This is a genomic window from Clostridium hominis (genome assembly GCF_014287825.1).
Lineage (GTDB): Bacteria > Bacillota > Clostridia > Clostridiales > Clostridiaceae > Clostridium > Clostridium hominis.
Genome location: NZ_JACOOO010000015.1, coordinates 51,090 through 63,637 on the forward strand (window position 1 = coordinate 51,090; position 12,548 = coordinate 63,637).

Sequence of the window (12,548 nt, forward strand, 5' to 3'; positions counted from 1 at the left end):
AACAATCGTATTTTTTATTATCAATAGGAGGTCTATATGATTGAAATAAAGTTATTAAATGATAACTCTGAGGTTATTACTTATAACTTTGAGAGATTTCCGATTCTTTCAAAGAAATTATTACTTTCAGAATACCCTAATATGGCTGCTCCTAACCATTGGCACGATGACATAGAATTCATAATAATTCTAGAAGGAAAAATGTCATACTCTGTTAACGGAAAAAGTTATGAGCTTAAAAAAGGGCAAGCTATATTTGTAAATTCTGCTCAAATGCATTATGGCTATTCATGTGATGGTTCTGAATGTAATTTTATCTGTATAATATTAAATCCATTAATTCTTTCAGAAATTACTCTTATAAAAGAATCATATATAATTCCAATATGTACTGATACTTCCCATCCATTTTTTATCTTTGATCCATCTATCGGATGGCAAAAAGACTTTATAGAACAACTAATTAAAATTTATAAATTTTGTTCTGATAAACAAGATGGGTTCCAGTTACAAGTTATGTCTAACCTTTATTCAATCTTTTATAGTCTTTATCATAATATAAAAAACTCTAAAGACTCTCAAGAATATTATTATGATAAAAACTTAGATTCTCTACATACCATGATTGGATATATACAAAGGAATTATAAAAATAAAATTACATTAAAAGAAATTGCATCATCAGGAAATGTATGCCGTAGCAATTGTTGCGAAATTTTTCAATCAATATTAAATAAGTCTCCTATTTCTTATCTCATAGAATATCGTTTAAACAAAAGTATTAAATTACTTAATGATACTTCATATACAATTACAGAAATAGCACTTAAATGTGGTTTTAATAGTTCAAGTTATTTTACTGAGATATTTCATAAACAGCTAGGATGCACACCTTCTCAATATAGAAAAAATAATGCTAATAAAGCTTAGGAGGATATCATGAATATTTTTACTCAATTAAAAAACACAAAAAACCTAACTAATAACGAGAAGCAAATAGTCGATTTTATCTTAGATAATCCTAATGCTTTTTTAGATATGAGTTTAGAGCAAATTTGCAAGGAATGTTTTGTTTCTACAACAACCTTATATCGTCTATGTCGAAAGTTAAATTTATCCGGCTTATCTGACCTTAAGGTTAAAATGTCTGGTTCAGTAAATAGTTATCTAAAAGAAAATAGAGATTTTGATTTTGACTTTCCTGTTAAACAAAATCAAAGCCATTATGAAATACTTACAAGGATACGAGAAGATTATGACCAAACATTATTATCAACATTTAATCTATTTAATCTTGAACAATTAAGACTTGCTGTTAATGCCATGAAAAAAGCAAAACAAATCGATGTTTATACTTCGGCTGGCAATATCTATTTTGCTGAAAATTTTAAATTTCAAATGCAAGAAATAGGGATTACAATCAATGTTCCTGTAGAAGAATATAATCAAATGCTAGTAGCTGCCTGTAGTAATGAAACACATCTGGCTATAGTGATATCCTTTGGTGGTAGAGGATTTTTAGTAGATAAGATTGCCAAAACTCTAAAGAAGAATGGGACCCCAATATTATTAATATCCTCTACAGAAGATAACCCAATAAAGGAATATGTAAATTATCAGTTACATCTATGTTCTAACGAAAATCATTATAATAAAATATCCTCTTTCTCAACTAGACTATCTTTACTTTATATCTTAGATATACTATTTGCATGTTATTTTAAAACTGATTATGATAATAATCTAAAAAAGAAGTTGCTTTACTACAAAAAAATGTGTGAATTTTAAATAAAGTGCGAAGCATACTTCGCACTTTTTTCACTTCCTAAACACAAAGTAATTCTGGCATATGTTCATGTAATGATACTGCTATTCCGTCTTCTTCGTTAGATGAAGTTATTTCATCTGCTATAGCTTTTAGATCCTCTACAGCATTAGCCATAGCAACTCCTATACCTGCATATTTAACCATTGAAGCGTCATTATGACCATCTCCAAAGGCAATCATCTCTTCCCTCTTATATCCCATAGGTATTAATACGGTATCTAAAGCTTTTGCTTTATCTATTCCATTAGCAGTGAATTCAAAATAAAATGGTGCTGTAAACATACAGCTTAATGAATCTTTAAAAGGTTCCATCATAGCTTTATAATTTTCTGCTAAATATTCTGCATCTCCTGCAGTTAAAATCTTATTTAATGGATAATCAGCAAATGCTGCTAAATCATCTTTCTCACATAATTTAAACTTTCCTCCACGAGCTTCGTATTGAATTATATTAAATGGCTTTCCATTTACCTCTATTTCATTATCAAAAACATCATTAACATACATATAATCATCTTTATCAATCATAGGCTTAACCTTAAACTTCTTCATATGTTCAAGAACAGCTTGTCCTTCTTCTACGCTCATAGCTTGATTAAATAAAACTTTATTAGTTTCGCAATCAACAACCTTAGCTCCATTAAAGGATACTAAAAGCCCATTATGTTTATCCATCTTTAACTCTTTAGCAAAATCTATTAGTCCTGATGTAGGTCTACCTGATGCTAAAATCAACTTAGCTCCTGCTTCTTGTGCCTTAAGTAAGGTTTCCTTAGTTTTTTCTGTAATCACTTTTTTGCTATTAGTTAATGTTCCATCAACATCCATTATTATTACTTTTATACTCATAATATTTATCTATCCCTTCTGCTACTATTTATTACAATCGATAGATAAAGAATGTATATTATTGATGACTATTTTTAGGAATTATATCAACAATATTTTATTAATATGTACTTGTCTACTTTTAATAAAATATTTTTTCTTTATCTATCGTTATACTAAAATTATAATTAATATAAAAATAAAATAAACATTCTAATAACCTAAAGAATTATTTTTTCACTTCAACCATATACATTTATGCATATTTTGAAAAATATTTATCATATTAAAGCAATTAACCCCCTACCAGTATTATTAAACTTTGTTGTTGCCTTTGATGATATTATAAAATTTTCATAATAAATAACACTATAAAATTATTAAACTATATTTCCTTATAATTTAGGCAATATTATTAGATGAAATTTAACTTCAAATTGATATATAATAATATTGATTATCTATTCTAACTTTATAATTTGACTTATAATACAAGTAAGAAAAAACGAGGTAATTTAATGAATATTTTAATAGAATTTTTTAATGATACATATGATTGGATAGCCGACTGTTTCGATACAACTACTAAACGTCTAAAAGAAGAAGGTACTCCTATGGCTAATTTGGCATGGAATTTTTGTAGAATCGGACTTAAATTAACCTTTTATCTTTTTATTCTATTAGTTACAATTGAAAATATATTGCTTATTATATCTCTTGTATCTGCTCTTTTTTAAAATTATATTTTTAATTTCAAGTATGGGGGCTAAAAATGAAAATATATATTGTTGGTTCAGTGTCTAGCGGTAAATCAACTCTTGCAAAAAAATTATCAAAAGAGTTAAATATTCCTTATACATCTCTAGACGATGTTGTATATGAAGTTGACTCATCTAATCGTTGTAGTAATACTAAAAGAACAGATTCAGAAAGAGATAAATTATTTAATTCAATAATAAGTGGTGATAATTGGATTATTGAAGATGTAGGTAGGTCTTGCTTCAAAGATGGATTGAAGAAAGCTGATAAAATTATTCTACTAGAAACAAATAAATATATAAGAAATTATAGAATAGTTAAACGCTTTATGAGGCAAAAACTTGGTATTGAAAAATGCAGTTATGATCCTAATTTTAAGATGCTTAAGCTTATGCTTCAATGGTCAAAAGATTATGATTCTGGTAAAGATAAATTGAAAAGTAAAATTTCTAACTATGAAGAAAAAGTTATTATTTTAAGAAATAATGATGATATTAATAATCTTATCATTAACAAGCTAAGTTCGCTAAATAAATAAGAATGTCAATTATAAAACATAATTGGCATTCTTATTTTATTTTTATAAACTTCAACTCAATTATACAAATCTTAATTTTTAATAACATAGATTTTTATCTAGTTATGTTATAATATTTTTGAAATATTGGAGGTGTTTTTTTATGAAGGTAGATAATACATTCAGCTTTAAATCAGTTTGCTCCTTGCAAAGACTACTAAAAGCAGCTATGCTTTGTCTGGAGCCTAAGTCTTTAAGTTAGCTGAAAATTATACTTTAGGTTCTATGCACATAGCTTTTTTGTATTCTTTGCTTCAAACTTTATTAGGAAATTAAGGAGTAAAGAAATGAAATATATAAAAGCATTAGATGTGTTGCCAGAGGAAATTATTAAAATAATACAAGAATATATAGATGGAGAATATCTTTATGTCCCACGAAAAGATGAAAATCATAAATCATGGGGAGAAAATAGTGGCATAAAAAAAAGCTTGAAGATTAGGAATAATGAAATCTTTCAAAAATATCTTAAAGGTTTTACTATTAATGAACTTGCTAGAGAATATTTTTTATCTGATAAAAGTATTAGAAGAATTATAAATGAAGAAAAACAATTATGCTCATAATCATTACATAATTATTTATTAGATTGAACTTGTATTTTAACTTATGCTATCCTTTCTTTTGAAGGTTATAATATCTAATTTAAAAGGATTTTGAGTATATAATATATTTAAATTAAGATGATCATTATTGCTTTCAATATAAGTAATAATCATCATCTTTTTTAGTTATCATAAACAATATATATGAGTAATCTTATCTAACTAGGCTTGAAATCTAAAATAATGGAGGTGTTTTATGGATTCTTTTATAAAAAAACAACAATTTAATTTTATCAAAAAATGTTTATTTGATTTGAATGGTGCTTTTAGAAACTGTATAGATGCTAATATAGTGGACACTACTAAGGCTTGTATTCAAAATAAAATATATGATTACTTTACTGACTTAACTGAAGAGCAAAGAACCATTCTTGATATTAGCAAAATAACTGATCCACTTCATATTGATGGTTACATAAAGGATTTAGATCAATATGTATATGGAATGCCAACTATCACAGCTTCACAAATCAACAAGGTTTTTAAAAAAGAAAAAAAACTTAAAATTCCTAATTTAAACGATGAAGATTCAAAAATAGTATATTTAGGTTGGATTGATGAGGCTATCCGAAAGCTACTTATAATATATAATCTTGACGGAAAATTTGTAGGTATGGCTTGTAGACTTCCAAGTACAAACTCTAATAATACTAATATTTGTACTCTTTGTAATCATGTAGGTCCTGAAAGTGAAATAGCTTTTGTCTCTCCTATATGTAAAACTTCAAATCCTGGATTAGATTCTTATAAATCAATAGGCTTTCATGTATGTCTCGATAGCAAGACGTGTAATGATAGAATTACATCAACTGAAAAGCTTGAAAATCTTTTAATAGAAGTAAATAATATAAAGAAAAAATAAGTTAAACACCGCATATTATAATTGTTTTATGCGGTGTTTAGCTTATAAAGCAAAATATCAATTTAATAAAGTTAACTTAAACATCTTCACTTAAGCTTAATACATATTCATTAAACGCTTTTCTTATCTATGTCATATAACTATCTCTATTCCATCCTATATAAATACTTTTATATCCTATATCCTCTTTTATCTTTATAGTAGAAATTTTATTTGTATTTATCATAGGCGTATTTATAATTATAGCTATACCTGCTCCTGCTGCAACTAACCCAGAAAGTACACTTGCTTCTGTTGGTTCTGCTGATATCTTAGGCGTATATCCCATAAAATCTGAGTAGGATATTCTCTTATCAGAACTTTTATCATTGTAAGCTATAAAGTATTCATCTTTTAATTCTTTTAAAGATACCTCTTCTCTATTCGCCAATCTATGATTTTTAGGTACTATTAAAACATACTCCTCCCTTTTAACCAATATTGATTCTATTTCTGGATAATCATCAATATCTTCTATATTTGTAAAAAAACCAAAGTCTACCTTTTTATTTTTTAAGTCTTTCAAAATATCTTCTGTAGTTTCATTATTTATATTGAATTTTATCTGCAAGTTATTTTTAAAAAAGTTACTTATTAAGAAAGGTATAAAAGTTGCTCCAATACATGATGTAGAAGCTATTGAAATAATATTATCATTACAACCTTTCATATCATTAAGCTTCTCTTTACCTTTTTCAATATCATTTAATGCTGACTCTGCATACTTTAAAAATACTTCCCCATACTTAGTAATTTTTATATTGCGTCCTTCTCTCTCAAAAAGATTTACATCTAGCTCTTCCTCTAATTTTGATATAGCTTTACTTAAAGCTGGTTGAGTAACCGCTAATATATTTGATGCTATAGTAAAATTCTTAGTTTCTGCAATTACTTTAAAATACTCTAGTTGTTGTAAATTCATTTTCTCTCCTCATAATACTTTTATTTATATATTACTAGTATTTATATCATTTTTGTTGCTATTCTTTTTAGTTAATATATAACTTTTAGTTATATATTTATGATTTTTTTCAATTAGACCCTCATCACTATATAGTGATATAATCTCATTATCAAAAGAATAGTACTTACTTTACCAATAATTAAATTATAAATTTCATGCATATTAGTGTCAAATTTAGTACTCTATATTTTTATGCTAATATGATAATAATAAAAGCTAAGGAGTGTGTTCAAATGTTTAAAGTAGATAGAAACAAATGTATAGCTTGTATGCAATGTATTAAAGATTGTCCTGCCAGTGTAATTTCATTAAAGGATGGAAAAGCAGATATTAATAACGAAGGTTGTATAAAATGTGGTCACTGTGTTGCAGTCTGTCCAGTAGAAGCTGTTTCAACAGATGATTACAATATGAATGAAGTAGTACCTTATAACAAAGAAACTTTTTCTGTTAATCCTGAAAATCTTTTAAATTTTATAAAGTTTAGAAGAAGCGTTAGAAGATTTAAAAATAAAGAAGTAGAAAAAGAAAAAATAATTAAAATCATAGAGGCTGGAAGATATACTCAAACTTCAAGAAATAGCCAAGATGTTAGTTATATAGTAGTTACAAAAAAATTAAGCGAACTAAGAGAATTAGCTTATGAAAGCTTAAAGAAAAAAGGTGAATATATATTAGCAAACTTAACACCTGAAACAGAACATCTTAAAAGATATGCTAATATGTGGTTATATAGTTATAATGAATTTAAAAAAGATCCAATAAAAAATGATAGATTATTCTTCAATGCTCCTCTTGCAATATTTGTTACTTCACCCAATCCTATAAATGGCGGTTTAGCATCTTCAAATATGGAGCTTATGACTGATGCCTTAGGTCTTGGAACATTCTTTAGTGGATTTCTTCAAATTGCTGCTCAAGATAATAAAGAAATATTAGATTTGCTTGAAATAAAAGATGGTAAATCAATAATTTCTATTTTAGTGATTGGATATCCAGATGTTACGTATCAAAGAACTACCCCTAGAAAAGAGGCTAGTATTAATTGGATTTAACACTCTTTAATATGTTCTATATAAATTAACTTAAAGCATAAAACCAGTGTAATATTAACTTTTATAATACTACACTGGTTTAAATAGATTAAAAAAGTCATAATTAAACGCTTTTATAAACACTATTCTTATATACTCTTCTCTAATTTAATTTTATATACGTTTTTGCATTATATAATTAGTTAGATATTGTCCTCTTCTCTCAACTTGTTCCTTAATAATCTTATAACCCATCTTTTCAAAAAAAGGCTTTGCTGTGATAGATGCTTCAGTTGTTATAATATTTGCTCCAAGCTTTTCAACATAACATTCTAAATTATCAACAATTTCTTTAGCAATACCTCTTCTTTGATAATCTTTATGTACATAAAGCCTATCAAGATATCCATCTTCATTAATATCACCAAAACCAACAATAGTATTATCTAAAATAAATACTATTGTATAATTCTTCAAAAATGATTTATCCCATAAACTTAAATCTAAATCCTTAGGTGCCCAAGCCTCTAGTTCATCTTTAGTATAATCTTTAGAATTTATAGTATGAACTGTATTATAAAATAAATTTATAATATCATTGCAATCTCTTGATTCATATCTTCGTATACTCATTTTAACCTCTATCTATAAAAAAGTATTTATAATACAATTATACACTAATAACCCATATTGCAATATTTTATTACTTAAAAGTTAAATCCATTAAGTATCCAATTATCTACTTCTTCATATTTAATATATATAGATTCTTAAGGTATATTTAATTCTTCTTCATACAACTTGCAAATATCTCTAGTAATCATATCTAAATATAATTTTTCCGCCTTACCAAATATTTTTACTTCAACAAAAGCCCCATACTAAAGCTCATTCCCCCTAAAATATAATGAATATTCATCTTCAAATGCTACCTAAAAATAATCTCAACAATACAGTTTTTATCATAAAATAACTATTGTTTTAACTATTTTGAGGTAGCTATATATTTTTAAGGAGGTACTATTTATATTATTTTATCCAACCTTTAAATTCATCATCTGTAGCAAGTACATAATGTGTTCCTTCTACATGTTGTTCCTTGCCCTTACTATAATCTATACCACTAGTCTCATAGCAGTATTCTTCAGCTATCCTCATCTTTTCTACTATTGGATTTGGATGTGGAATTGCTGATATTAAGGATTTTGTATATGGATGAATAGGCCTTGAAAATATCTCTTCAGTAGTTCCTGTTTCAAGCAAGTTTCCTAAGTGCAGAACTCCAATTCTATCAGAAATATATTTAACCATTGATAAATCATGAGCTATAAATAAAAATGCTATGTTAGTTTCTTCTTGAATATCTTTCATTAAGTTTATAACCTGTGCTTGAATTGATACATCTAATGCACTTATAGCTTCATCTGCAATTATAAGCTTTGGGTTCATAATAAGAGCTCTTGCTATTCCTATACGTTGTCGTTGTCCTCCTGAAAATTGATGAGGATATCTATCAGCATGCTCCCTTGATAATCCTACCTTTTCTAATATCTTATATACTTTTTCTTCTCTTTCTTTCTTATCTTTGCATAATCCATGAATGTCTAAACCTTGAGCTATTATTTCTAAAACCTTTTTACGAGGATTTAAACATGCCATAGGATCTTGGAAAATCATCTGCATATTTATTCTAAGATGCTTCTCTTCTTTTTTTGAAAGTCTACCACTTATATCAACTCCATCAAAAGTTATCTTACCTCCAGTAGGATCATATAAACGAATAATTGACCTTCCTATAGTTGACTTACCACTTCCTGATTCTCCAACAAGTCCATAAGTCTCTCCTTGATTAATATTAAAGGAAACTCCATTAACAGCTCTTACTATAAATTTCTTACTTACTTTAAAATACTGCTTTAAGTTTTCAACTTCTAGCAAAGGCTTCTTCTCTTCCATACATATCCGCCTCCTTTAACATTCTATTTATCTTAAATTTAAGTTCCTCTGGCATATCTATTTTAGGTGCCTTATTATGAAGTAACCAAGTTGCTGCATAATGAGTATCTGAAACTTTAAACATAGGAGGTTCTAATCTATAATCTATATTTAGTGCATACATATTTCTCGGTGCAAAAGCATCACCTTTAACAGGTACTAAAAGATTAGGTGGACTCCCAGGTATTGTATACAGTTTATCCTCATTTGTATTAAGGTCTGGCATTGCTGATAACAACCCCCAAGTATATGGATGCTTTGGCTCGTAGAATATTTCATCTACCTTACCTTTTTCAACTATTTTACCTGCATACATTACTGCCACATAATCTGCAACCTTGGCTACAACTCCTAAATCATGAGTTATATATATTACTGATAGATTCATCTTTCTTTGAATATCTTTAATAAGCTCTAATATCTTTGCTTGAATTGTAACGTCTAAAGCTGTGGTTGGTTCATCACATATTAAGAGGTCTGGATTACAAGCAAGTGCTATAGCTATAACTACTCTTTGTCTCATTCCACCAGAAAGCTGATGAGGATAATTCTTCATACGCTTTTCAGCATCATTTATTCCAACAAGCTTTAATAATTCGACTGCTTTATCATAAGCCTCTTTTTTTGATTTTTTATAATGATAGATCATTCCTTCCATGATTTGCTTTCCTATTGTCATTGTAGGATTTAAGGAAGTCATTGGATCCTGGAATATCATTGCTATCCTCTTCCCATTGATCCTATCTCTCATTTCCTTTTTAGATAGTTTTAGCAAATCAACATCTATCTTTTCATCATCTCTATAATAAGAAAAATTAACAGTACCTGAATTTATTTCTCCATTATTACTTAATATCCCCATAACTGATTTCATAGTTACTGACTTACCACTACCACTTTCTCCTACTATAGCTAATGTTTCACCTCTATATAAATCAAGTTCAACTCCTCTAATTGCATTTACTTTTCCTTGTGAGGTTGTAAAAGATATGGATAAATTTCTAATCTCTAATACTTTTTCTCTCATATAATCTACCTCCTACATTTCCTGCATCTTTGGATCAAAAGCATCTCTAAGTCCATCTGCTAACATGTTAAAGCTAAGCATTAATATAGCTAAAACTATTACTGGTGGTATTATCATATAAGGATGTGTTGTAAAAGACTTAAATGCTTCACTTATAAGTGATCCTAATGATGCCATAGGGGCTGGAACTCCAAGTCCTATAAATGCTAAAAATGCTTCTGTAAATATTGCATTTGGAATTGAGAACATTGTATTTGTAATTATTTGACCAAAAATATTAGGTAATATCTCTTTAAAAATTATAAAGAAATTTCTTGCTCCTAAAGTCCTTGATGCTAATATAAATTCTTGCTCTTTTAATTTTAAAACTTGTGCCCTAGCTATACGACTCATACCAATCCATCCCGTAATCATAAGAGAAAAGGTAATTGTTAAAAGTCCTGGCTTCAGCACAATTATAAGTAAGGTAACTATTACAAGATTAGGTATTCCATTTAATATTTCAGCGAACCTCTGCATTGCATTATCAATAGCTCCACCAAAATAACCTGAAATAAGTCCATAACTTAAACCAAAAAGCATATCTATTAAAACTGCAACTAATGCTATATATAGAGATATCCTTGTCCCCATCCATGTTCTAGTGAATATATCTCTGCCTAAAACATCTGTCCCAAACCAGTAATAAGTATCTTCTAATCCTGTAACACTACCATTAGCTGATACATATTTATTAACCTCTACTGTTCCTGATGATGTTGTCATCTTTTCACTACCATCAAATATCCCTAAACTCTCTAAGCCTTGAACTCTCGGTGCTAAGTTTTGATGAGCTATTATTTGAGAATCATAAGTATGTTCGTTTAATCCAACTCCAACTATAGCCATAAATATTATTAAAACTACACATATTGATCCAATTATTGCTCCTTTATTTTTAACAAATCTACTAAGCACATCTTTCCAATAGGGCTGACTAGCATAGGTACTGTCAATAGTAGATACATTTTCTGAACCAACAAATTCAAAATCATGGTCTAAAAAATCTAATTCTATATCTCTTGCAACTACATTACTCATGACTGTCCTCCTTTGCTAATCTTATTCTTGGATCAATTACTCCATATAATATATCAACTACAAGCATTATTCCTATATACATAGCACTATAAATAAATGCTAAAGCCATAATTACGTTATAATCATTTGATTGTATAGCTGTAACTAAAAGGCTTCCTATACCTGGAATAGAGAATATCTTTTCTATAACCAAGCTACCTGTCATAAGCCCTACAACAAGTGGTGCTAAAACAGTAATTATAGGAATTAATGCATTCCTTAACTCATGTCTAACTATTAATTTTGTTCCTTTTATACCTTTACTTTCTGCCAAAAGTATATAATCAGAATCTATTACCTCTATCATCTCTGTTCTTGTAAATCTAGCTATTGTAGCTATTGTAAACATACATAGTGCAATTGTCGGTAATACTGAGGACTTAAATGGTGCCTCCACTGAATAAAGAAGTGGAAACCACTTTAACTTAAATCCTAAGGAATATGAAAGTGCTAAAGCAAATACATATGACGGTAAGCTAACACCTAAAACTGAAATTATTGTTGTTATTGTATCCCAAATTTTATTATGATTTAGTGCTGCTATTATCCCTAAAATCAATCCTACTATAGTTCCTAAAAGAACTGCTTGACCGCCTATCTTTAATGAAATAGGTAATCTTGTTTGAAGTAAAGTTGATATAGGTGTATTTTTAGCTATTGTGTACGAAACTCCAAAATCACCAGTAAGCATATTCTTCACATAATTGAAAAATCTTATATATATAGGCTGATCTAATCCATATTTTGCATTTAATATAGCTATTTGATCTACCGTTAATTTTTCATCATTAAATGGAGATCCTGGCATAAATTCTAGCATTAAAAATAATACTAAAAGAATGGCTAATAGAGTTAACACCGCAATGCATATTCGCTTAAACAAGTATTTTTTCATCGTGTTTACCTCCTTT

Annotated in this window: 14 protein-coding genes; 7 read left to right on the plus strand and 7 right to left on the minus strand. The window is 28.0% G+C overall.

Annotation, left to right across the window (positions count from 1 at the left end; translation table 11 throughout):
• Nucleotides 1-36: 36 nt before the first annotated feature.
• Together H8S20_RS08000 and H8S20_RS08005 are read left to right on the plus strand one after the other, a co-directional pair.
• On the plus strand, nt 37-930 hold the full coding sequence (locus H8S20_RS08000; protein WP_186859777.1) for an AraC family transcriptional regulator: 894 nt from the start codon (nt 37-39) through the stop codon (nt 928-930).
• A 9-nt stretch (nt 931-939) separates the two neighbouring features.
• A complete protein-coding gene (locus tag H8S20_RS08005) occupies nt 940-1,788 on the plus strand; it encodes a MurR/RpiR family transcriptional regulator (protein ID WP_186859778.1) in 849 nt (282 codons plus the stop codon).
• A 37-nt stretch (nt 1,789-1,825) separates the two neighbouring features.
• Here the strand turns inward: H8S20_RS08005 and H8S20_RS08010 are convergent, their stop codons facing one another.
• Nucleotides 1,826-2,680, minus strand: coding sequence for a Cof-type HAD-IIB family hydrolase (locus H8S20_RS08010; RefSeq protein WP_032117344.1), 855 nt, complete (start codon nt 2,678-2,680; stop codon nt 1,826-1,828).
• Between the two features lie 455 nt (nt 2,681-3,135).
• Between H8S20_RS08010 and H8S20_RS08015 the strand changes: the two genes are divergently transcribed.
• The 4 genes from H8S20_RS08015 (at nt 3,136) to H8S20_RS08030 (ending at nt 5,459) form a co-directional block, all read left to right on the plus strand.
• Entirely contained in the window at nt 3,136-3,393 is a 258-nt protein-coding gene (locus tag H8S20_RS08015; RefSeq protein ID WP_141395431.1) for a hypothetical protein, read from the plus strand.
• Nucleotides 3,394-3,428: 35 nt separating this feature from the next.
• A complete protein-coding gene (locus tag H8S20_RS08020; protein ID WP_186859779.1) occupies nt 3,429-3,953 on the plus strand; it encodes an AAA family ATPase in 525 nt (174 codons plus the stop codon).
• Between the two features lie 326 nt (nt 3,954-4,279).
• Complete coding sequence (locus H8S20_RS08025; RefSeq protein ID WP_032117341.1) at nt 4,280-4,558, plus strand: CD3324 family protein; 279 nt, start codon at nt 4,280-4,282, stop codon at nt 4,556-4,558.
• Nucleotides 4,559-4,793: 235 nt separating this feature from the next.
• A complete protein-coding gene (locus H8S20_RS08030; RefSeq protein ID WP_186859780.1) occupies nt 4,794-5,459 on the plus strand; it encodes a FusB/FusC family EF-G-binding protein in 666 nt (221 codons plus the stop codon).
• A 127-nt stretch (nt 5,460-5,586) separates the two neighbouring features.
• Here the strand turns inward: H8S20_RS08030 and H8S20_RS08035 are convergent, their stop codons facing one another.
• On the minus strand, nt 5,587-6,420 hold the full coding sequence (locus tag H8S20_RS08035; RefSeq protein ID WP_186859781.1) for a LysR family transcriptional regulator: 834 nt from the start codon (nt 6,418-6,420) through the stop codon (nt 5,587-5,589).
• A 275-nt stretch (nt 6,421-6,695) separates the two neighbouring features.
• Here H8S20_RS08035 and H8S20_RS08040 point away from each other — a divergent pair, with 275 nt between their 5' ends.
• Nucleotides 6,696-7,517 (plus strand): nitroreductase family protein, encoded by an 822-nt coding sequence (locus H8S20_RS08040; RefSeq protein WP_032117338.1) that lies wholly within the window; start codon nt 6,696-6,698, stop codon nt 7,515-7,517.
• 153 nt (nt 7,518-7,670) lie between these two features.
• Here the strand turns inward: H8S20_RS08040 and H8S20_RS08045 are convergent, their stop codons facing one another.
• The 5 genes from H8S20_RS08045 to H8S20_RS08065 form a co-directional block, all read right to left on the minus strand.
• On the minus strand, nt 7,671-8,129 hold the full coding sequence (locus H8S20_RS08045) for a GNAT family N-acetyltransferase (protein WP_186859782.1): 459 nt from the start codon (nt 8,127-8,129) through the stop codon (nt 7,671-7,673).
• Nucleotides 8,130-8,525: 396 nt separating this feature from the next.
• A complete protein-coding gene (locus H8S20_RS08050) occupies nt 8,526-9,452 on the minus strand; it encodes an ABC transporter ATP-binding protein (protein ID WP_032117336.1) in 927 nt (308 codons plus the stop codon).
• Nucleotides 9,421-10,518, minus strand: coding sequence for an ABC transporter ATP-binding protein (locus H8S20_RS08055; protein WP_032117335.1), 1,098 nt, complete (start codon nt 10,516-10,518; stop codon nt 9,421-9,423). Before H8S20_RS08055 ends, H8S20_RS08050 begins: the two co-directional genes overlap by 32 nt.
• A gap of 12 nt (nt 10,519-10,530) precedes the next feature.
• Nucleotides 10,531-11,598, minus strand: a complete 1,068-nt coding sequence (locus tag H8S20_RS08060; protein WP_032117334.1) for an ABC transporter permease — start codon at nt 11,596-11,598, stop codon at nt 10,531-10,533.
• A complete protein-coding gene (locus H8S20_RS08065; RefSeq protein ID WP_032117333.1) occupies nt 11,591-12,532 on the minus strand; it encodes an ABC transporter permease in 942 nt (313 codons plus the stop codon). Before H8S20_RS08065 ends, H8S20_RS08060 begins: the two co-directional genes overlap by 8 nt.
• Nucleotides 12,533-12,548 lie beyond the last annotated feature (16 nt).